Origin of the sequence: Natrialba magadii ATCC 43099 (assembly GCF_000025625.1) — an archaeon.
GTDB lineage: Archaea > Halobacteriota > Halobacteria > Halobacteriales > Natrialbaceae > Natrialba > Natrialba magadii.
In genome coordinates, this window is sequence record NC_013922.1 from 2,252,303 (window position 1) to 2,274,206 (window position 21,904).

Below are 21,904 nucleotides of genomic sequence, written 5' to 3' on the forward strand. Positions count from 1 at the left end.
GGTTGACAGCGGTGGAGTGTCTGGACGGGTTACGAGCTGAATGTGATCTCAGCGCCCGTGAGGACTTCCCCGAATAACCAGTCGGCGTGGTCGAGGGCGTACTCGTGGTGCTCGTCGTCAATCGCACCGATACAGTCTTCCACCATGAGCGGCCGGAAGTCTCGCAGACCGGCACTTCCGCCAGTGTGGAGTACGCAAACGTTTGCGAGCGTGCCACAGATAACCAGGTCGTCAATTCCGCGAGCGTTCAGCCAGCCCTCGAGTTCAGTATTATAAAAGGCGTCGTAGGTGTGCTTTTCGACGACGTGGTCCTCCGTGTGGACCTCGAGTTCGTCGACAATCTCGGCCTCCCAGGTGTCCTCGAGGACGTGTTCGCCCCACTGCTCGAACTCGTTGTAGTAGTATGCCCCGTCGAACTGTTCTGGTGGGTGAACGTCTCTGGTGTAGACGATGCGCGCGCCTGCGTCGCGAGCGCGGTCAACGAGTTCAGCGGCTGGCTCGATGACTGTCTCGCTGCCGGGCGCGTACAGCGTCCCGTCGGGGTGACAGAACCCGTTTTGCATGTCGACGACGATCACGGCCGTACGGTCTGGTTCCAGTGTGACGGACATATGTGATGGTACGAACGCTTCTGTCAAAACGTTCGCGGCGGAGATCCGTTCGGCCGACCGTCGGTCTTTTTACGGTTGCTTTCGTACAGGTTGGCAGCTACAAGCTATCCCTGATGAATCCGACGCGAACGCAACTTACGGCGGGTCTTGCCGTCCTCGCAGCACTCGTCCTCCTCGGTGCGGCGATCGGCGGTGTCGCTATCTTTTCGCCGGGCGACGATCCGGGTCCGGGCCCTGATTCGGACTCGGGTGCCGGCGACCACGAACAGAACGGACTCGAGTCAGAGGTCCCACAGGAGGACCGGCCGGACGATCCGGCGACAACTGAGACTATTGGCTACGTCGACGGCTACTGGTACGACGACGAGTTACCAGTCGACGACCGGGACGACGCTGTCGTGGAGTCAGACGAACTGGACGCTGTCGTCGCCCGGTCGATGGCGCGTGTCGAACTCATCCGTAACCTGACCTTCGAGGGCGAGGCTGACGTCGACGTCATTTCTCGCGAGGAGTATCAGGCGGAGCACGGTGACATGTTCGCGAACGTGACCGGTGACGAGCACCTGCAACAGAACGTCAACTACGAGGCGCTGTTCATGGTCGACCGCGAGACCGACGCCACAGATGCGTTCGAATCGCTCTATGGCGGTGCCGTGGACGGCTTCTACGATCCAGCGACCGACGAAATCGTCCTCGTCTCGGACAACCCCGACACTCCTGAACTGGACGAGGTCGTTCTGGGCCACGAGTTACTCCACGCCCTCCAGGACCAGCACTTCGATCTCCGGAGCTACGACCGCGAGACGATCGATCAGGATAACGCCAAAAACGGCCTCATCGAGGGCGACGCGGTCTGGGTCGACACCGCGTACGAACAGCGATGTGAGGCTGACTGGGACTGTCTTCAGCCGGATCGAATCCCACCCGCTCCGGACGATCTCAACTGGGGGCTGTATCTCACCATGTACCAGCCCTACGACGACGGTCCCGACTACGTCGACTACCTGCTCGAACAGGATAGCTGGGACGCCGTCGACGCAGCCTACGACGACCCACCCGCGAGCAGTTCCGAAGTGATCCGCCCAGGCGACGACCGGGAGCCAACTGCAATCGAGGTCGAAGACCAATCGAACGACGAGTGGACCCAACTCGAGTTGGACGACGATGTTGCGAGCGAATCTGTCGGCGAGGCGGGGATGGTCGCAATGTTTGCAGGCGGTGCGTTCGACCCCCAGCGGCCGACCGTGATCGACCGCGCTGACTTCGTTGGCTCCGAGATGGGATACGAGTTCGATCACGCCATCACCGACGGCTGGGCCGGTGACGAACTGGTAACGTACGTCGCGACGAACGACGGGGAGACTGCTGACGATGCCGACGTCGACGTCGGCGACACCGGCTACGTCTGGCAGACCGAGTGGACCTCGACCGAGGACGCCTCGCAGTTTGCCGACGCCTATCTCGAGTTACTCGCGCTGTACGATGGCGAGTCGGTCGATGACTCGCAGGATACCTACGTGATCGACGACGGCTTCCCCGGTGCGTACCACGTCGAGCAGGACGATGAGACGGTCACCATCGTCCGCGCACCGACCGTCGACGACCTCGATGCAATCGACCCAGGCGCTGTCCCGGGGAGTGCGGAGCCGGCTGGATCGAACTCGACGGATTCTGACGCAACTACAGCCAGTACTACCGACGACCAGGAGGGTGCCGTACTCGCGGGGCTCGATCCTGGCTTCGGAACGGTGACGGCCGTCTTCGTGTCCGTCGCGCTCGCAGCAACGGGTGGCTGGCTCGTCATCCTCAGAACACGCGCTCGGCCACGGATCGACTCACTCTCACCCGTTTCGGGCTCGCACGGCGCACGCCGGGTGGCTGTGGCGGGCGAAAAGCCGACGAAGCTTTGATTGCACCGGCGAAAGGCAAAACCGAGACTCGATGACGAAGCGACAGGGGTCGAACTCCCAGCAGGTCGGCAGAGGGCTGCGTACTCGAGTACGAAGTCTGCCGCTGGGGCTCGTCGCTGTGCTCTTTCTCGTCGTTCTTGCGGGGTGTACGCTTCCAGCGTCGCCAGACCAGTTCGGCACTGACCGCGAGTACGGCGACCTCGGCGAGTACTCACCCGAAGACAGGTTTGCGTTCGACGAGGGGGCCACTGCTGACCTCACCGAGACCGAACTCGAGCAGGCTAAATATCGTGCGATGGCTCGTATCGAAGTCATCCGCGGCTTGCGGTTCGAGCACGACGTCGAACTCGAGGTAATCACCCGTGAGACGTACCGCGAGCAACGCGGCGATTCCGGCACCGCGTCGCCGTTCGTCAACGAGTTCTGGCGTGGCACGTTCGTCGTCGACGGTGAGACAGACGTGAATCAGGAACTCGACGCCCTCTACGCTGGGGCTGTACAGGGGTACTACACTGACGACCGAATTGTCATCGTCACCGACGTAGCGGACGATGGCGTCCGGATCGACCGGGATACGCTGGTGCACGAGCTCGTCCACGCGCTGCAGGATCAGCACTTCGGCCTCACACGTGAGGGAGAGACGCTCGACGAGCGCCGTGCCGAACTCGGCCTGATCGAGGGGGAGGCGAACTACGTGCCGGAGCTGTACGACGAGCGCTGTGGCGAGCAGTGGCAGTGTCTCGATGCCACCGTTCCGACGGATGCGTCTACTCCTGACGCAGCCGATGGCACTGGGGGTGAAGCCGATGTCGATGACGATGACGAGGCCAATTCCGATACCGACGCCAACGAGATCAACCCCGGACTCTTCCTCTCCATCTACGCTCCCTACGCCATGGGACCGGAGTTCGTCGCCAGCCTCCACGAGCGCGGTGGCTGGGACGCTGTCGACGCGGCCTACGACGATCGGCCGACGAGCACGGCACAACTGATCGATCCCGAGCGCTATCCCGACGGCGAACCGGTCACCGTCGACGTTCCCGACCGCTCCAGTGCGGCGTGGGAGCCGATCACAGTCGGCGGCGAGAGCGACGAACCGCGAACTGATACCGTCGGCGAGGCGACGCTGTTCGCAACGCTGTGGGCCAACGGCGTCATTGATCGCCCGCTCGCCGCGGGCGCACCCGAGCACTCGCCGTACAACTACTCGGCACCCGAAACTGACGGCTGGGAAGGCGATACGTTTCAGGTGTATCAACAGGTGAACGCGGACGCGGACGCGGACACAGACGCAGATACAGACACAGACGCAGATACAGACACAGACACAGATACAGATACAGACACAGACACTGACGTGGACGTGGACGAGGACGAGGACGAGAGCGGCGGTAGTGACGACGATGACAGCGGTGAGCGCGACGACAACCATGAAAACGACGACTCACAGCACGCCTTCGTCTGGAAACTCACCTGGGACAGCCCCGACGAGGCAACCACATTCGCCGACGCCTACCGGACCCTCCTCGCCACCCACGGCGCAACGCTCGAGGACACAACCTCCCCTACAGCCACCCAGCAAACCGTTCACCACATCCCCGACAATGACCCGTTCGCCGGCGGCTACGCCGTCTCGGTTTCCGACGACACGGTGACTATCGTCGGCGCACCGACGACGGCAGCACTCGAGTCCGTCCACGACACAGTCCCCACACCGATACCTGAATCCACAGCGATCGCTGCTCCTCCGTCCGCTTCCACTGCTGGTAACACAGGACCGTCCGCGAGTCCGGTTCCAGCCGCGCCGTAATCCACGCTCTTCTGTCAGTCGTTCTCCCCGCACGCTCGCTGCCAGTGTACAAATGTCCGCCACAACGACGCCGAAATCGACCGGAGACGGGTAGATTTTTGGCTCCGCGCAGGAAATCGACGCTATGTCAAACCCGTTCGGAACCATCCCTGACGAGGCAATTCTCGAGGGGACCGCGACGGACGCCTACTTCGACCGCACCCGGTCGACACTCGAGTACGCCGGGAAGAACCCTCACGTCGTCGCCGAGGTCACCGCCGACCAGTTCCCGACTGGGTCGTTCGATGTCTTCACGGGCGTCAGAGACGTCGCAACGCTCTTCGAGGGCCGCGCCGTCGACGTCGACGCGCTGCCTGACGGCCACCTGTTCGATGGCGGCCCAGTCATGCGAATCGAGGGCCCCTACCTCGAGTTCGCCGAACTCGAGACGTCGCTGCTCGGCTTTCTCTCTCAACCAAGTGGGTTCGCGACGGCAGCACTCGAGTCCCGACTGGCTGCACCGGAGTCGACCGTCCTCTCCTTCGGTGCGCGCCACGTTCACCCGTCGATTGCGGCGACGGTCGAGCGGGCGGCGTTGCTCGCTGGACTCGATGGCTTCTCGCACGTTGCAGCGGGCGAGATTCTCGACCGGGAGGCGGGCGGCACGATGCCCCACGCGCTCATGTTCTGCTTCGGCGAAGGGAACCAGGCCGAGGCCTGGGAGACGTACGATGAGGCAGTTGCTGCGGACGTTCCCCGGATTGCACTGGTCGACACGTTCTGGGACGAAAAGAGCGAGAGTCTGCTGGCCGCAGAGACGCTCGGCGATGACCTTGACGGCGTTCGAATCGACACCACGGGTTCACGACGCGGCGACTTCCGTCACATTATCCGTGAAGTTCGCTGGGAACTCGACGCACGGGGATACGAGGACGTCGATATTTTCTGCAGCGGCGGGATCGGTCCTGACTCGATGCGTGAACTGCGAGACGTCGCGGACGGCTTCGGCGTTGGCAGCCACATCACCAGTGCCGACTCGGTCGACTTCAGCCTGGATATCGTCGAAATAGAGGGCGAACCGATCTCAAAGCGCGGCAAACTTTCCGGTGTGAAGCAGGTGTACCGGACCGCAGCTGGTGGTCACCACGTTGTGCTGGCTGACCGCGAGGCGCCTGCCGATGCGACGGCGCTACTCGAACCACTCGTCCGCGATGGCGAACTCGTCCGCGAGTTCGACCTCGATGAGGCGAGTGAACGGTGTCTGGCCGACGCCGAGGCGGTTAGCTTCGGCGACCAGAATATCTGATTTGACCCGCTGTTGTGTTTGTTGGTCTGTAGAATCTGAGAATACGCGCTCTCGATCCTGACTTCACTCTTTGACCAGTACGAGAATCGATGCAGAATTCGTTTGATTAGAGCTCTTCGATACTGCCGTCTGCTTCGCGCTCGCGGAACACTTGCCCTTCGAAGAGTGTAACGACAACGTCGTCGTCCTGCCAGGCACCGGGGGCGAGTTTGGCCTTGCGGCAGGTTCGATCGAGATACTCACGTTTGCTCCAGCCGTTTTCGACGGGCACTGTCGGGTAGAGCCAGCCGCCCTCGCCGCCGTCGATGGCAACCCCGTGCGTGCCGAGTTCGAGATCTGCAAGCGGGTCGTCGGTGAGGACGACGTTCTTGACCGTACAGACCGAGACTGTGAGATTCGGTAGTTCGGAGGGACTCACTTCGGAGCTACAGGAGTCCTCGCTCGCGGCTTCGATCGCTGCATCGACGATGACGTGACCGAGTTGCTCACCAGAGCGGTAGCCGCCGGCGCAGCCGCGCAGGCTGCCGCGACCGCGAGTGGACTCGAGACGAACGAACGCACCAGTTCGCTCGTAGAAGCTCTCGCGCATGCTGCCTGGTTGTTCTCGTTGGCCATGTTCGACGTAGGATTCGACGGCTTCACGCGCGAGTTCAACCGCTCGTGCACCGTCTTCGTAGGAAAGGTTGACGCCCTGTCCCTGGGACATACACGTGTACATGAGACAGTCGTCCTAAAACGCTTCCATTCGTTTCGACCGTCAAACCACCGGGTGGTATCATCCTACTGGTGACATGTATTGCGAGTATCGACAGTCGGCTGCGGGTTCGACCGAGGGACTTATTCACCAGTAGCACCTAGAAATGGTGGAGAGAGAGCCTGGCTGCCGCGGCGGCCATGCTGGTAACAGGATGGCTGTACAACGCGGGCCACCCCGCTGGGGTGTCCCGCGCTGACCGTTGGCCAACCCTCTGGGTTGCCCAGCGCTCTTACCGTTGCCCGACTCTCCGAGTCGCGCAACGCTCGCGAGGAAAGTCCCCCCACCTGTTCGGGCAGGTGACCGGACGCAAGTCCGGAGCGGGAGACCGCTGGCTCTGGAACAGAAACGACACGTCTCGGCCTGACCGATGATGCGCGCGAACCCGACCGAGAGGAAGGGGAGCTGACCCGCAGAGGGAGGGCGACTCAGAGCGCCTCCGGCGCGAAAGTCACCTTATGCGAGACGGCGTGAGCCGTCGAGCCCCGTGTGGTCGATCGATCGCGGTTCGAAACCGCGGGTTGCGCACGTCGTAACCGACCGCACGGAGACGGCCGAGGATCGATGGAACGGCGAACCCTCACCGGTGCAAGTCCGCGCCGTGGTAGCCCGAACACCGCGGCCTCGCCGCGACGGCGCGGACGCTCAGCCGAATGCCGGGATGAACAGAAGGGGGCTTACTCCTCTCACCGTCTTACACCCTGTACCGATAGGTATACCCTGTGTCTGGTGGCTCGCTTGTGCGACTCGCTGTCTGTATTCTTTGAGCGGAGTGACGAACCGACAGTCGAAGAACGGGTGGTACGCCAGCGCTACTCTGTCACTTCAACAGAGAGCTGTGTTTCGGTTCGAACGACCGTTACCGCGTACCCGTCGTAGCTAAACGAAACCTCCGGCCGAACGCCGGTTTCGGTCTGTTCTGAGAGCAGCGCATCGAGTGCATCCGGATCAATCGTCTCGTACAGGGGTGGCAGTTCGGTCGGGTCGCGGTCGGCAACAGCCGAAACTGCGTTGATCACCGCGAGTGAGGCGGTGTGATCGACATCGTAGTCGTGCTGTCCCATTGCTGTTGATCCCGCAGTCGAGTTTGTCCGTTGGTGTACTTTCGAATCCATCCCACTTCTTGGAAGATGGGCCACATCGTCTCATAAAAAACTATCTAAATCTCGCACTCATTCTCCCAGTTTGGGAAATAGCCAATGGAAATAATTCAAATTCAAGTGAGCACCATCAACCCCAGAATCAGACTCTGGTGGCAACGACAGCTGGGCTCACTACTCACACAGCAGATATCTAGTATGGGTCATACTACTCACAGCAGCTACGAGAGGCTCGGCCACCGTTCTCACGCTTGTGTTCGGAAAACCGTCCTGACGGAGTCCAACGCGAGCGGTAGCGAGCGTTGGGCACGTCAGGACCGAACGCAAAAGCGGACGCTGAGTAATGCGAAGCGTCCGCGATAAGTAAGCGTCCTGACGGAGATTTGAACTCGCCAAGATGTTCCGGGCGTGCGGCGCAAAGCGCCGTTCCGGGCTGCAACTTGTCTGCTCAAATCTCCGGATACGTTTTGACGCGACAGCTACTCCCGACGCTACGCGTCGCTCGTGATGTTGTCGCGTCAGAAACGTCCTGACGGAGTCCAACGTGAGCGGTAGCGAGCGTTGGGCACGTCAGGACCGAACGCAAAAGCGGACGCTGAGTAATGCGAAGCGTCCGCGATAAGTGAGCGTCCTGACGGAGATTTGAACTCCGGTCCCTGGCTCCGCAAGCCAAGAGGATAGTCCACTACCCTATCAGGACTCATCTCTTCGTAGCCGCGTGGACATTAAAGCCCTTTCGAAAGCGACCGGCGAACGGGCCTGTTTCGGCCGATTGTGCCTGTCTTACTCTCCCACGACGCCATTCCGCGTTTCAACCCACCGTAAAACGCGCTGGCGGCAGCACGAACACCTGTACTCGAGTACCAACCCTGATCGACGCCCGGCTCAACATTCATATAGGATGATAGACCCAATACGTGGTGATCACGATGAAGCAGGAAATCGATACGGTTTGGACTCGAGTGACGCCCGGCGCGCGTGGGACACTCGAGACAGTCAGTCCGTTTGAGGTACCCGACTATCCCGGCGAACGTGATACGCTCGTCACGTCGAGCAGACACCGCCGCGGACGACAGCCCACGCGTGCACATCGAATGGATAACGCTTATGCGCGGGCTACGCATGCACGAGCATAGAATGAGCGATATCGAGGGCGTCTACGAGGATCTCGAGGCCGACGTTTCTCTCGAAGAGTTTCGCGAGGCCGTCGAAGAAAAAGTAGAGCAGATGGGGGGGCTCGCGGACGAGGAGACCGCGGCGATGCTAATCGCCCACGAAATTGGTGAAAGCGAAGTCGGCGGTATCGCCGATATCGAACCCAGCATGGAGGTGGCGAAGTTCGTCGCCAAGGTGCTCTCGATCGGTGAGCGCCGCACCTTCGAACGCGACGGCGAGGACGAAGACGGACAGGTCGTCAACGTCGAAGTCGCCGACGAAACTGGTTCCGTGCGCGCAGCGTTCTGGGACGAACACGCGGAGGCCGCACTCGGGGAACTCGAGGAGGGCCAGGTGCTCCGAATCAAGGGCCGGCCAAAGGACGGCTTCAGCGGTGTCGAGGTCAGCGTCGACGAAGTCGAACCGGATCCGGATACCGAGGTCGACGTGCAGGTTTCGGATACACACACTGTCGAGAGCCTTTCACTCGGTCTCTCGAACGTCAATCTCGTCGGACTGGTTCTGGATACCGGCACCGTCCGCACGTTCGACCGCGACGACGGCTCCGAGGGGAAGGTTTCGAATCTCGTCCTCGGTGACTCGTCCGGCCGCGTCCGCGTGACGCTGTGGGACGAGCAGGCCGATCTCGCGACCGAAATCGAGGCCGGGACGACCGTCGAGGTCGTCGACGGCTACGTCAAAGAACGCGACGGCAGTCTCGAACTCCACGTCGGCAACCGTGGCGCGGTCGAAGAAGTCGACGCCGAGGTCGAATACGTCCCGGAGAGTACGTCTATCGAGTCCATCGAAATCGGACAGGAGGTCGACCTCGCCGGCGTCGTCCGCTCGGCGGACCCGAAACGGACGTTCGACCGCGACGACGGCTCCGAGGGACAGGTCCGGAACATCCGGGTCCAGGACGCGACCGGCGACATTCGTGTCGCGCTCTGGGGCGAGAAGGCCGATATCGACATCGGACCCGGCGACGAAGTCGCACTCGGCGACGTCGAAATTCAGGACGGCTGGCAGGACGACCTCGAAGCCTCCGCAGGCTGGCAGTCGACAATCACGGTACTCGAGTCCGATTCCGACTCCGAGCGCACGACGGGCGGCGATGAGAGCGGCGGTGGCGATGAGAACGCGGGACTCGGTGCGTTTGCCGGCGATGCGTCCGGTGGCTCTGAAACAGCTGACGCGACAAGCGGTGGTGGCGCTGACACGGCCGCGACAACAACAGCCGATGAACACGGCGATGCGGCTGCAGCCGACGACGGCGAGGAAACCGAATTCACCGGCGTCGTCGTCCAGGCTGGCAGCCCGGTCGTCCTCGACGACGGCGAGACGACGATGAGCGTCGACACCGACGTCGACGTGGGCCTCGGTGAGGAAGTCACTGCACGAGGCGTCGTCCGGGACGGCCGGCTGGATGCAAACGACGTGTTCTAAGCAGTCCTCGCGCTGCGAAGCGGCGAGGAAAAGCGTTAAGGGCGTTAGCTTCACCTATGGTTGTATGAACGTCGAACTCCCGTTCGCCCCCGTGGATACGATTATCCGGCGGAACGCGGGCGAGCTTCGGGTGAGTGCCGATGCGTCCCAGGAACTCGCAGCCCGGATCCAGAACCACGGGAGCGAACTCGCAATCGACGCCGCGGAATGCGCCACCGACGACGGCCGAAAGACGCTGATGGCCGCCGACTTCGGCGTCGAAACCGTCGTCGACAAGGACGAACTCGAGTTACCGGTCGCACCGGTCGACCGGATCGCCAGACTGGAGATTGACGATCAGTACCGTGTCTCGATGGACGCTCGCGTCGCGCTCGCTGATATTCTCGAGGATTACGCCGACAACGTAGCAGGTGCGGCAGCGATTCTCGCACACCACGCAGACCGACGCACGATCATCGACGACGACATCGAGACGTACTTCTCGCTGTTCGAGTGACAGCAGATGCAATTCGGCTACAGCGAGGTCTGCCTCGCACACGATCCCGGTCCGCGCCACCCGGAGTCGCCAGACCGGCTGCGTGCCATTCGAGAGCGCCTGAAGAAGAAACACGGCGTCGAGTACGTCGAGGCCGACCCCTGTCCGATCGACGACATTGCAGCGATTCACGACCGCGACTACATCGAATCGGTCAAGGAGTTCTGTGAGGACGGCGGCGGGAACTGGGACCCTGACACGACGGCGGTCGAGGAGACCTGGGACGCGATCTGTGCCAGTGCTGGGCAGGCCTGCTGGGCCGTCGACGCTGCCCTCGCGGGCGATTCAGGTCGCAAGACGCCATTTGCGATCGGCCGACCACCGGGACACCACGCCGTCCCTGACGACGCGATGGGCTTTTGCTTCGCAAACAACGTCGCGATCGCCGCCCAGCACGCACTCGACCACGACGAGTACGACGTCGACCGCGTCGCGATCTTCGACTGGGACGTCCACCACGGCAACGGCACGCAGGACATCTTCGAGGACCGCGACGACGTATTCTTCGTCTCGATCCACGAACAGGGCCTGTATCCCGGCACCGGCGATGTCGAGGAGACCGGCTCCGGTGACGGTGCAGGGACGACGATGAACATCCCGATGCCCGCGGGAACGAGCGACGCTGGCTACCTCGCCGCGTTCGACGGCCCGATTACGGCCGCACTCGAGTCGTTCGATCCGGACCTTCTCCTCATCAGCGCAGGGTTCGACGCACATCGCCACGACCCAATTTCTCGAATTCGTCTCTCGACGGAGGCCTACGCGCTGTTGACCGACCGCGTTCGAACCCGTTCCGACGAACTGGATGCACCGCTTGCGTTTATTCTGGAAGGGGGGTACGGGCTCGACGTGCTCGCTGACAGCGTCTCGATCGTCCACGAGACGTTCGACGGCCGCGAACCGCTCGGGCCGGACGACGACGAGGAGATTGACGAGGCAGTTGAAGACGCACTCGAGGCGGTTCTCGAGGAGCACGAGTTAGATGCCGATAGTGGCCTGTAGCTGTTCTAGCGAATCGTCCCCTCCGTATTATTTCCTTGACAATCCTCGATCGGTCCGTCTCTCGAACTGAGCCGCGTACGGGTCACATCCCTACTGCGACAGCCACACCAGCGAACATGAAGAATCCGCCAATTAGTCTGTAGAACAGCGCACCAGCACTGGACAGGGTCCCCTCCTGGAGGAGCCCGAAAAAGAACACTCGGAGCAGCTTTTCGGGAAACGTCACGACCGCAAGCCCAAACAGAAACAGCAACGCACCTGCAGGATTCATGACAGATACGTCATTCTACCCTTGCATATTTGTTCCTCTATTCGGGCGTCTGTTACTAACCCAAAACTCGAGACGAACTCACGGCCGCGGCTCGAAGTACGTCCTGAGCTCGCGACCGAACTCCTCGAGTAGCACTGCCACATCGTCACCCACCAGCACCTCGTAGTCGGACTCGAGTGCCGTCTCGACGTGTGCGCCGAGGCCGACATCGAAGAGGCGCTGACTCTCGAGAAACTCGCGTGCGCTCGTGAACTCTCGCTCGCGCTCGGTGATGTAGCGGTCGCCGTCGATGAACGGGCCGTACGCGTCGGAATCGTCCGCGTACGCGTCGTAGAATCCTCCGGCGTGGCCCTGCACGTGAACTGGTGGCCCGTCGTGGCGCTCGACTGCGGGGCGCTCGGCGACGGCGAGTTCGGCGAACACGACAGCAGCCTCGTCTGCGAACGCTGCAGCGCGGAAGACGTCGAAGCCGCGGTTATCGAGCCCCTGTGTGATCCCGTCGAGCGATTTCTGAAGCTGGGGGTAGAGCTGGTCTTCCACGAGGTCCGGCGCATCGAATCGGATCGCAACCGGCGTCGTCTGGCGGCGCTCGAGATGCTCGCGAAGGTCCGTCTCAGATAGTGGCTCGGGGTCGGCTGGCTCGAAGCACTCGAGTGCCGGCTCCTCGAGGAACGCGCGGGCGTAGTGCTGGAGTCGGGCGACGTTCTCGGGGGCGCAGACTGCGGCGACGTTGCGGTCGGGATCCGTGGGGTCGATGACGATGAGCGGGTCGGCAAAGGTTTCACGGCCGTGATTCTCGGGGTCGAGTTCGACCGGTGGCTGCCAGTCCGCAGCAGCTTCGAGAAGTGGCCGAAAGCCGCCGTACTCGCAGACGAGCAGTTCGGTCAGGTACCCGCTGAACCCACGCGTTCGGAGGTCGCTGCCGTAGGCACCGATTCCCTTCAGAAACTGCTTCGTGACGCGCACGTCGGCGGCGAGGTCGTCGTCGAGTCGCTGGCGCAGGTATGTCGTGTGGAACGGTGTTCGGTCGACGGCCGACCTGATTTCGGTGGCCGACTCGAGTCGAAAGCAGGGGACGACGTCGACGTCGAATCCTTCGACGGTGCCCTTGACGTAGGGGTGTTCGGCGTACTCCTCGTGGCCCCCGGGGAGGGTGGTGTGGCCAACCTCGAGGCCGTAGGACTCGAGTGTCTCCCGGTCGAGTTCGGGTGGGAACCGAACGAAGACGTCGATGTCGCGGTCGCCGCTGATCCAGGTGCCTCTCGCGGTGGAGCCGACCTGGATGACATCCGCGTCGTTGCATAGCTCGGTCGCTGCGGCTTCGGCGCGGGTGGTGAGCCGATCGGCGACTGCGCGCAGTCGCTCGCGTTCGTCCTCGTCGGGGTCGACGCGGTCTCGGACGGTGGCGACGACGGTGTTGAACTCGTCGCTGGCAGCGTCGCCGCTGTTGCTGCCGTTACTGTTACCGTTGCCGTTGCCTTCGTCTCGAGTTCCTCCGGCATCACGGTCGCCGCCGGTTGCGTCAGCCTCGGCGTCTGCATCAGCGTCGGCGTCTGCATCCTCGTCGCTCATTTTCCCGCATCTACTCGTGCGGTGCGTGAAAGGGTGTCGAACCGCCGGAAGCGAAAACGAAAGCCCTATCAAATGAACCCTCCAATCACAAGTTGAGCCGAAGTAGCTCAGATGGTAGAGCACCTCGCTGTTACGGCGACTCAGGTACTGCCTGTCCGCCGCAGATACGAGGTTGTCCCAGGTTCGAGTCCTGGCTTCGGCGCTGTTTTTCGAATCGTTACTTGCGAGGAGCGATAGCTTCGAGCAAAAATACGAGAGAAAACAGCGAAACAAGGAAGACTCGAACACGCGAGTCGCACGCGGCCGAACATAGTGAGGCCGACCGCCTCGCACCTGTTCGAGTCCTGGCTTCGGCGCTCTTTCACTTTCATCGTTTAGTTGGTTCACCGATCGGTATCTAACTGATGATTTATATCATATACCGCATCGAATAGCGGTATGTCTGATCGGACGACATGGTATGAGTCACTCAACGAACCGCAAAAGCGCGGTCAAGCAACCGAGGCGATCATCCGTTCTGCGTTCGTACTCCGCGACGTTCCGGTTCTCGTTCCAGCCTACGATAACGAACCGTATGATCTGGTCGTCGAAATCGCCGGTAAATTCCTCCGAATTCAGTGCAAAACAGCGTACCAGAAGAGCGAGGGCACGGTCGCGTTTGAGACGGTAAGCACACGCCGCCGGGGGGATGGATACGATCGGACTGGGTACGATGGCCGTGCCGAGTACTTTGCGGTCTACGACCCAATCAACGACAATCGGTATCTCGGACCCGTTTCCGAGGCTGCAACTGGGAAAATGGAAATTCGGTTTCGAGACTCAGCAAACGGGCAACACGCTGGGATCAACTGGGCAAAAGAGTATCTCTTCGACAAACGACTCGCAGCACTGAGGCCATAATTCCGGCAGAGTGTTCCAGTGTCGCTGTTTTTCTCGGGTTTTTGCTCGAAGCTATCGCTCCTCGCAGGTAACGATTCGAAAAACAGCGACACAAGCAGACTCGAACACGCGAATCGCATGCGGCCGAACACGGTGAGACCGACCGCCTCGTACCTGTTCGAGTCCTGGCTTCGGCGTCCACCACTTCTTCGGAATGGGGGCCTCTCTCGCTACACTCGAGTCGATCTGTCGTCAGCTTTCAGTGCAGCTCCTCGAGTGCACTCGCGACGGCATCCGCGACAGCTGCCCACTGCTCTTGCCGAACGTCCATCGGCTGTTCGAGCTGAATCGTTTGCCCAATCGTTCCGACCTCGTTGAGCACGTTCTCGGGTGCTGCACCGGCGTAGCTGCTCGCGTCACTGCTCGCGAGTTCGACCGGCGTCTCGGGCAGGGCCTCCTCGAGTGCAGTGGCGACGAGTGCCCGGTCGTCTTCGCTTGCGGTCCCGCCGACGAGGATGGTGTTGTTCGTGTAGCCGTGGAAGGCGACACTCCACTCGAACTCCCCGTGGCGGATGTCGTCGAGGGCTGGAAACGAGGCGTGGTGGATATCCGTCGAGTGGATGTGCCACCGGTCGAGCGCGCCGCCGACGTCGTTGAAGCCCGCACAGATCCAGGCGAGGCCGTCGGCCGTGTCGGCGACACGTTTTGCCTGCCAGTCGGTTCCGTACTCTATGTAGCCGCCGTGGGGGGCGAGTGCGAGCACGTCGGTATCGACATCACCGCCATCGACACCGTTCTTGACATTGCTATCGCCATCGTCGCCGACAAGATACTCCGCGTACTCGTCGTTGAGACGCGCACTCTGTCGCGTGCCGTAGTTTGGGTGAGCCGCAAGCTGGCCAACTGTCACGGTGTCGCCGCCTTCGGCACCGATGCGGCCGAGACCGCGGTCGGTTAGCCAGAGGTGTTCGCTGTCGTGGTCCGACGCGATGGTATAGATAGCGTTTGCAAAACCGCCGCCATCGTCGTGAAACAACCGAACCTGCTGGCCAATCTCGAGTGTACTCGAGTCGAGGAGCTCACATGGGAGCGAGCAGTAACGATCAGTTGCAGCGCGGGTCGTCCATTCGTCGTCGACCTCCTCGACGGTTCGGTCCCAGTAGGTCGTTTCGCCGTTACAGCTCAGTGGAGTGGTCATGGTCGTTCGTTTGGTCGTGATAGCTGTCGTCTTCGTTCCGGTCCCTGTTTTGGTCGCCGGATCCGAGTCGGCTGCCAGTGCTCGGGAACCGAATCCGGACCCGCCGACTGCAGTTGCCGCGATTCCGGTTCGAAGCAGTTGGCGGCGGCGATAATTGTGCTCCGAATTCGTCTTTGAATGCTGGTTCGTAGCGGGGCGCTTTTTGCACATCTGTTGTTAATTTCCGAAAGTCGCTAGTTGTAGTCGTACTCACACGTTCTCATTGCGGTGTGTCTTTCGAGACCTGCAACCGATCCAGATCGCAGTGAAAAACTGTCGGGATTAGGTGTGGTGCCGTGGTGTCGTGGTGCCGTGGTGTCGTGGTGCCGTGGTGTCGTGGTGTTGTGGTGGCGTGGTGTGTCGCTCCCAGCGAACTGCTCAGCAGCTATGTCGCTGCATCAACACGACGTCGTCGGAGAGTCCAGCGGCGACGCCGAGCGAAATCTCCTTCCAGTAGGCTCGTCGAGCGTCGTAGCTCTGTGCGAGGTAGATGGTTTCCGCAGCGAGGCGGTTGCTGAGCAGTTCCTGGTTGGTTCCGCTCTCGTCATCGGCAAGCGTCGCCGTCACCGAACAGGTTGGCAACGCATCGTTGATCGAATCGCGCACGGCTTCGCGGCGTGCTCGGTCAGCCGTCCCGCCGACGACGATCCCCGTCTCACAGACGCCGCTGAAGTCGACGGCGAGCTCGAACTCCTCGTCGGTGACTGTCGCGAGTTCGGGGTAGGACGACGGCGAGAGTTCGCTCGTCGGGACGTGCCATCGGTGGAAGGCGTTGACTCCGTTTGGGCCCCACCCCTTCGTCCGCCAGCACGTTGCCTCGGCAAGCTCACCGGCGTGTTCGGCCTGCTGGTCGGTCTTTGGCTGGACGGCTCCGCCGTGGGGTGCGAGAAAGAGGAGGTCGGACCCCCGATCGTCCAGCCGTTCGATCAACTCGCCCTGTTCGCGCGCTTCGTCTTCGGAGAGGTCCGGATTTGGAATCATCGTCGAAATCGTGACGTCGATTTCCTTATCGTCGCCAGTATAGGCTTGGAGGAGCTCCGGACAGTCGTCGTTGCCAGGATCAGTCGGCTCGACCGACGCGAGATCGAGCCGCTTGCGTGCAGCGGCCCCACCTCTGATGATGTCGGACGGATTCTCCGGGCGCTCCTCGACGATCGTGTAGATGGCGAACTCGTCGTCGGTGTCGTTTCGGACGAGCCGGACCTGTTGTCCCGCCGAGAGCCCGTGGGCCGAGAGCAGCCGTGGATCGGCCGAGATTGCGGTTTTCTCTCCCTCGAGCGACGGTTGGTTATCAGCGAGCGGACAGAGGATTCCGGTCTCGGACTCGTCGCCGTCGCTGACTCGCGTCGCTGCCTCGTACGAGCCGACGGCGAGGCCGAGCAACGCCGGTGTTCCGACTGCGGCGGTCAACGCCGATCGGCGGGTTAGTTTCGGGGTGTCGATTCGTTCGGTTTTGTTTGTGTCGTCTGTCATTGGTTTGTTTCTGTGAGCATGGGAGATGCCCGTCTCCCTGCGGTTTTCTACCGCTCGATACCTCTGTTCCGTCGCCGTGTTCCCCGCCAGCGGCCAGCGGCTATTGAGCCGGGGCACGCTGCTCGGGTTCGGGCTCATGCCCGGACTGTGTGTCTTCCCGACCGTCGGCGGTCATCGCGGCGTCTGCTGGCGCGTTCGACTGTTGATCGCGTTCGCGCTCGCACCTGGCAGTGCCGTCGCTCGCAGCCTCACGTTCGGGTTCGGACTCGAGTTCGCGCTCGCACACGGCCGCCGGATCGGTTGCGTGGCGCTCAATCTCGTCGTCGAGATCGCGCATGAACTCGGCGACGGTATTCCCCATCACCAGCACCGGCCAGTCCTCTTCGAGCATCTCGTTGAGGACATCGATCGCAGCCTCGGTCTGCTCGTCGTGACAAATTACGGGAAACGACGCCTTTGCTGCGAACAGGTCTGTGTGGCTGCCCGCAACACGGGCCTGCTCGAGTGCATCCTGCTCGAACAGTTCCTCGAGATACTCGTGGAACGACGCTGTCCGGGCGCGACGGTCGCGGCGCAGGTAGACGAACGGCTGAATCTGTTCGCCGTCCTCGACCAGCGACTGTCGGACCATTTCGGTACTCTCGACGTCGTTGACGTCGGCCGCGTTGTAGATGCGGCCGCCGAGGGCGTGCACCCAGTCGACGGCGAGGGCGTCGAGCATCGACGCTCGACGCTCGTCGGACATGGCCGGTTCGCCGATCGTCTCGAGGACGCAGTCGATGGCGTAGACGCACTCGGCTCCCGGGACGTGCTGGTGGCAGTCGGGAACATCGACGTGCGTCACGGTCGCGCCGATCTCCTGTAGTTCACGCTCTAGGTACGAGCGAAGCTCCGGGTCTTGCTCACCGTTTACCACGTGGGTGCCGGGTGGCGCAGCCCGCGCGAACGCTCGGGCGATCGTCTCGCGACTCTTGCCGAGCGTGTCGCGGTGATCCTGACGGATGTTCGTGATGACGAGGACATCGGGTTGGCCGAACGCCTCGTTCATCATTCGCGTCGTGTAGTCCGTGATCCCCTGATTCTCGAGGACCAACGCCTCGGCGTCGGCGTACTTGCGAAGCTCGCGGACGTTCTCGTAGAGCGTGACGCGCTCGCCGCGATCGATAGCGTTTTCGTCCCCGTCGTACAGCGACAGGGGATGGTTACCCGTGACTTTCGCGTAGGCGTCGTACTCGCGGGCCCGAAGGACGTCGTACAGTCGCTCGATGGTACCCGATTTGCCGCGGGTTCCCGAGACGACGATCTTGACGTCGATGTCCGCGAGTCTGCGACGGTGTTCGAGACCGCGGGTGAACGGCGACAGGAGGTGCCGTCCAGCCCGCATAAGCGGTCCAGAGAGGGTCGTGATCGATTGCCGGAGTGCTGTGAGGGGTGGGTTTGACATAGTCTGGTTGAGACGACGTGTCAGAGTGGGAACGCTATCGGTGTGTCACCATACAACGTGTTAGGCGGTGGTGCGTGGGGTGCCATTCGTGTTTAGAGGGGACTCTCAATCGCGTGCTCAGGTGTGTCTACTCCGGAACATCGACTGCTGGACTCGATCCGGTGAACGGAGCCACTCGAGACGGAGCGCCGTGAGGCCACCAGCAACGATGGCAACGACGAGCACGCTCATCTGGAGTGGAACGTGTGTCACGAGCAGCCCGTTCGGGCCAGGAGCGACCGTTGTCCGGAGGGCGATGGCGAAGATCGCGAACGCGCCTGCGGAGAGCCGAATCGATGTCCATCGGTGTTTCTGGGGCATTCGATGCAGGTTGTATGCACCGATGCCGATCAGGATCGCTGTGAAGAACACGTGCATCGCGGAGTCGACCGGGGCCACCATCGCCACGGGGACTGCACCCAGAAGCGAGATGACGAGTCCGGTTGAGAGCAACACGCGTCCGTACAGCAACGTTGTCCGGTGGACGAGCGTCAGCAGGGCGTAGACGATGGCGATGCCGCCGATGTACAGCGGAACGATCGCAGCCGACTGGAGCGCGAACAGTGCGAGTAACGGGAGTGCGATGATCCCGTTGAGCCTGATTCCCCAGCGGCCGTATACACCCTCCGAAACGAGCATCCCACAGAGCAACACGGCCAGGATGAGGCCGAACGACGCGTCGATGAAGAGGTTGGGATCGGTGGTGATCTCAGCCCCTCGTGCGACGGCGATGTCAGATCCCGATGCGTAGAGCAACGGTGGTGTGAGTTCTCGAACGGTAGGCGTCAGCGTGATATTCACGAGACTGACACCGAGTGCGACGAGCCCGATGAGTGCGCCACCGCTTACCAGCACGTCCTCGCGTCGTCGCTCGGAATCGAGCTGGTGGTAGTTGTACGCGGCGACACCCGGGAGGATACTCCCGACGAAGGTAAACGACGAGAGCGCCAGCCCGGGAACGCCGACAGCGGCGAGCCCTCCGAAGACGGCGAGCGGCACGGCCATACTGATCGCCACGCTCGCGAGGAGCAACTGACGACCGAACAACAGTGTCCGCTGTTGGAGCACCGTGAGTCCGACGTACGCAGCAGCAGTACCGAGTACGAACACTGGGAGTGCGAGGAAGTCATACAGTACGTACACTGCGAACAGCGGTACGACGAGGACGCCGGACAACCGGAGTCCGTACGACTGTACGAGGCCGATACCCAGGAGCAATCCGAGCACGGTAAGGGTGACAGCAATGATCATTGTGTCCTCGTTCTGGCACGGGCCGTTCGGAGGTGATCACTGTCACCATCACGGTGCGCGGATAACTGCTGGACCGACGAAAACGACTGGCGTCGGTCTCCTCGACTCGGTTCACCTGCAGCCGCAGCTATCGGACCGCTGCACGGTGCTGGAGGGCTCATACTTCCACCTACAACGAGGATGTTTGATAAAGATTTCTTACTAGTATTTAACCATTCTGGCCGTTGTTTGAGATATTCCTCTTATCGGTATTCCAGTGGTACAAATAGAACGTTTCTATTGGAAATCGCTATGAGATATTCTCATAAAAATAGGATTATGGTGGACAAATAGTCAACGTCACGGTTTTTAGTTGGTCTTCTAATAACAATTCTGGGAGAGCATTGCCAGTCTGGCACACTTGGTCATACTCCAGTCGTCTCTAGCGGCACTAGCGAGTATTCCACCGTCTGGACGCCGTCAATCGCTCGGAGTTTCCCGACAACCGTCGCCAGTTCGTCGCGAGCGGTTTCGAGTACCAGGACGTCGAGACAGGAGTCACCGACGTGGCTGTGGGTGATCGAAGCGATACTGTCTTCGTATTCGTGACGAAGCGCCGTTAGCTCTCGCTCGATAGGCTGAGTTTCGAAATCGGAGAAGACACTGACAGTTCCGGCGAGTTGCTGATTCGCCGGGCGGTCGTCTTCGAATTCAGTGAGGAGAACTCGCGATCCCTCGCGGACGACTTCGCTTCGCCCTGTATACCCGTGGCGCTCGGCGACAGAGTCGAGTCGGTCGATCAGTTCCGCGGGCATGGAGACGCTGATGACGGGCATCTGTAGTTGTGAAACTCTACATAAAAAATATTAATATTTGTTATTCTCTAACGGGCTGGGGCATAATAACTAGTATTAACAACACTGGAGATCATATTCATAACTGACGCATGACTGACGACCCTATTCCAGTGACCGTCCTCAGTGGTAGCCTCGGTGCGGGAAAAACGACCGTCTTGAATCACGTACTGACCGCGGATCACGGCCTCGACGTCGCCGTTGTCGTCAACGACATGGGTGAGGTGAACGTCGACGCCGAACACGTCACCCAGCAGTCCGACCTGGGCGGCGAAGAAGAGGTTATCGAACTATCCAACGGTTGCATCTGCTGTCGCCTGCGAGGTGACATGCTGGATGAAGTCGGCCGACTCGCTGAGCGGCGCGAATTCGACTACCTGCTGGTCGAATCGTCCGGTATTTCCGAGCCGATTCCGGTCGCCCAGACGTTCGCGATGGGCTTCGAAGACGCCGAGTTCGATCCGACCGGCACTTACGAACTGGACACGATGGTGACGGTGGTCAACGCCCACAGCTTCTGGGAGTCGTTCGACTCCGGCACCGCCCTCACAGAACAGGAACTCGAGGGCCAGTCTGGCCGCGTCCCTGAGGAAGTCCTACTCGATCAGATCGAATTCTGTGACGTACTGTTGCTAAACAAGTGTGACCTCGTCCCTGACGACGCGCTTGCAGAGATCGAGTCAGTTCTCGAGCGCCTTCAACCACGCGCAGAGATCATCCGCACGGAGTTCGGGAACATCGACCCGACCGAGATTCTGGGGACCGGAACGTTCGACTTCCAGCGTGCCCAGAACTCGGCGGGCTGGAAACACGAACTCCAGCACGATCATCACCACGACCCACAGGAGGAACACGGTGTTACCTCCTTCGTCTACGAGCGCCGACGGCCGTTCCACCCCGAACGCATCGCCGCATTGCTATCGGACATGCCGGACGAAATCGTCCGCGCCAAGGGGTTTCTCTGGAGTGCGGGCCGCGAAGACGTCTCGATGGGCGTCGACAAAGCCGGTACCTCCGTCCGTGCCGGCCCCGCTGGCACGTGGCTCGCGAACCTTCCGAAGGCCGAACGCGAGCAGTACTTCGCCGCCCGCCCTGGGCTGAAAGACGACTGGCACGAGGAGTACGGCGACCGAATGACTCGGCTGGTCTTCATCGCACGCGAGTTCGATGAAGACCGGCTGATCGACCGGCTCGACGACTGTGTGCTCACCGACGCGGAGATGGAGGACAACTGGTCGCGCTATTCCGATCCGTTCAAACCGGAAGACCGACGTGAGCTTGCGCTCTCCCGGTAACC

General features: G+C 61.5%; 18 protein-coding genes, 2 tRNA genes and 1 other RNA gene. 10 read left to right on the plus strand and 11 right to left on the minus strand.

All coding sequences use genetic code 11. The features are described 5' to 3' along the window. Positions 1 to 29 precede the first annotated feature (29 nt). Positions 30 to 611, minus strand: coding sequence for a cysteine hydrolase family protein (locus NMAG_RS10530; RefSeq protein WP_004267269.1), 582 nt, complete (start codon positions 609 to 611; stop codon positions 30 to 32). Between the two features lie 113 nt (positions 612 to 724). On the opposite strand from NMAG_RS10530, the gene NMAG_RS10535 reads away from it, so the two are divergent. From NMAG_RS10535 to NMAG_RS10545, 3 genes are all read left to right on the plus strand, one after another. Next, complete coding sequence (locus NMAG_RS10535) at positions 725 to 2,521, plus strand: Hvo_1808 family surface protein (protein WP_004267268.1); 1,797 nt, start codon at positions 725 to 727, stop codon at positions 2,519 to 2,521. Positions 2,522 to 2,552: 31 nt separating this feature from the next. Beyond that, on the plus strand, positions 2,553 to 4,331 hold the full coding sequence (locus NMAG_RS10540) for an Hvo_1808 family surface protein (protein ID WP_004267267.1): 1,779 nt from the start codon (positions 2,553 to 2,555) through the stop codon (positions 4,329 to 4,331). A 124-nt stretch (positions 4,332 to 4,455) separates the two neighbouring features. Next, positions 4,456 to 5,616, plus strand: a complete 1,161-nt coding sequence (locus NMAG_RS10545; protein WP_004267266.1) for a nicotinate phosphoribosyltransferase — start codon at positions 4,456 to 4,458, stop codon at positions 5,614 to 5,616. Positions 5,617 to 5,722: 106 nt separating this feature from the next. On the opposite strand, the gene NMAG_RS10550 is transcribed toward NMAG_RS10545, so the two are convergent. Further along, entirely contained in the window at positions 5,723 to 6,322 is a 600-nt protein-coding gene (locus NMAG_RS10550) for a TIGR00296 family protein (protein ID WP_004267265.1), read from the minus strand. Positions 6,323 to 6,609: 287 nt separating this feature from the next. Here NMAG_RS10550 and rnpB point away from each other — a divergent pair. Further along, positions 6,610 to 7,053: RNase P RNA component (rnpB, locus tag NMAG_RS17465), an RNA gene on the plus strand. 129 nt (positions 7,054 to 7,182) lie between these two features. On the opposite strand, the gene NMAG_RS10555 is transcribed toward rnpB, so the two are convergent. Beyond that, positions 7,183 to 7,434 carry a HalOD1 output domain-containing protein gene (locus NMAG_RS10555; protein WP_004267264.1) on the minus strand — a complete coding sequence of 84 codons (252 nt, stop codon included), beginning with the start codon at positions 7,432 to 7,434 and terminating at the stop codon, positions 7,183 to 7,185. Between the two features lie 663 nt (positions 7,435 to 8,097). Continuing rightward, a tRNA-Arg gene (locus tag NMAG_RS10560) sits at positions 8,098 to 8,170 on the minus strand. Between the two features lie 437 nt (positions 8,171 to 8,607). Here NMAG_RS10560 and NMAG_RS10565 point away from each other — a divergent pair. From NMAG_RS10565 to NMAG_RS10575, 3 genes are all read left to right on the plus strand, one after another. Then, positions 8,608 to 10,071 carry a single-stranded DNA binding protein gene (locus NMAG_RS10565; protein WP_004267263.1) on the plus strand — a complete coding sequence of 488 codons (1,464 nt, stop codon included), beginning with the start codon at positions 8,608 to 8,610 and terminating at the stop codon, positions 10,069 to 10,071. Positions 10,072 to 10,135: 64 nt separating this feature from the next. Further along, positions 10,136 to 10,567 carry a histone gene (locus NMAG_RS10570; RefSeq protein WP_004267262.1) on the plus strand — a complete coding sequence of 144 codons (432 nt, stop codon included), beginning with the start codon at positions 10,136 to 10,138 and terminating at the stop codon, positions 10,565 to 10,567. A gap of 6 nt (positions 10,568 to 10,573) precedes the next feature. Further along, positions 10,574 to 11,608: a histone deacetylase family protein gene (locus NMAG_RS10575; RefSeq protein WP_004267261.1), complete on the plus strand. Its 1,035-nt coding sequence runs from the start codon at positions 10,574 to 10,576 to the stop codon at positions 11,606 to 11,608. An 82-nt stretch (positions 11,609 to 11,690) separates the two neighbouring features. Here NMAG_RS10575 and NMAG_RS10580 read toward each other — a convergent pair whose 3' ends face one another. Beyond that, entirely contained in the window at positions 11,691 to 11,879 is a 189-nt protein-coding gene (locus tag NMAG_RS10580) for a hypothetical protein (protein ID WP_004267260.1), read from the minus strand. Positions 11,880 to 11,957: 78 nt separating this feature from the next. Continuing rightward, positions 11,958 to 13,451 carry a CCA tRNA nucleotidyltransferase gene (gene cca, locus NMAG_RS10585; protein WP_004267259.1) on the minus strand — a complete coding sequence of 498 codons (1,494 nt, stop codon included), beginning with the start codon at positions 13,449 to 13,451 and terminating at the stop codon, positions 11,958 to 11,960. A gap of 96 nt (positions 13,452 to 13,547) precedes the next feature. Between cca and NMAG_RS10590 the strand changes: the two genes are divergently transcribed. Beyond that, positions 13,548 to 13,653, plus strand: a tRNA-Asn gene (locus NMAG_RS10590). Positions 13,654 to 13,889: 236 nt separating this feature from the next. Beyond that, entirely contained in the window at positions 13,890 to 14,351 is a 462-nt protein-coding gene (locus tag NMAG_RS10595) for a group I intron-associated PD-(D/E)XK endonuclease (protein ID WP_004267258.1), read from the plus strand. A 238-nt stretch (positions 14,352 to 14,589) separates the two neighbouring features. Here the strand turns inward: NMAG_RS10595 and NMAG_RS10600 are convergent, their stop codons facing one another. The 5 genes from NMAG_RS10600 to NMAG_RS10620 form a co-directional block, all read right to left on the minus strand. Then, positions 14,590 to 15,528, minus strand: a complete 939-nt coding sequence (locus NMAG_RS10600; RefSeq protein ID WP_237076780.1) for a poly-gamma-glutamate hydrolase family protein — start codon at positions 15,526 to 15,528, stop codon at positions 14,590 to 14,592. A 417-nt stretch (positions 15,529 to 15,945) separates the two neighbouring features. Then, positions 15,946 to 17,040, minus strand: a complete 1,095-nt coding sequence (locus NMAG_RS10605; RefSeq protein WP_004267256.1) for a poly-gamma-glutamate hydrolase family protein — start codon at positions 17,038 to 17,040, stop codon at positions 15,946 to 15,948. Between the two features lie 100 nt (positions 17,041 to 17,140). Beyond that, complete coding sequence (locus NMAG_RS10610) at positions 17,141 to 18,484, minus strand: Mur ligase family protein (protein ID WP_012996649.1); 1,344 nt, start codon at positions 18,482 to 18,484, stop codon at positions 17,141 to 17,143. 117 nt (positions 18,485 to 18,601) lie between these two features. Further along, positions 18,602 to 19,774, minus strand: coding sequence for a poly-gamma-glutamate biosynthesis protein PgsC/CapC (locus NMAG_RS10615; protein ID WP_004267254.1), 1,173 nt, complete (start codon positions 19,772 to 19,774; stop codon positions 18,602 to 18,604). A 404-nt stretch (positions 19,775 to 20,178) separates the two neighbouring features. Beyond that, entirely contained in the window at positions 20,179 to 20,589 is a 411-nt protein-coding gene (locus NMAG_RS10620) for a CopG family ribbon-helix-helix protein (protein WP_004267253.1), read from the minus strand. 110 nt (positions 20,590 to 20,699) lie between these two features. Between NMAG_RS10620 and NMAG_RS10625 the strand changes: the two genes are divergently transcribed. Then, entirely contained in the window at positions 20,700 to 21,902 is a 1,203-nt protein-coding gene (locus tag NMAG_RS10625) for a GTP-binding protein (protein ID WP_004267252.1), read from the plus strand. Positions 21,903 to 21,904: the final 2 nt, after the last annotated feature.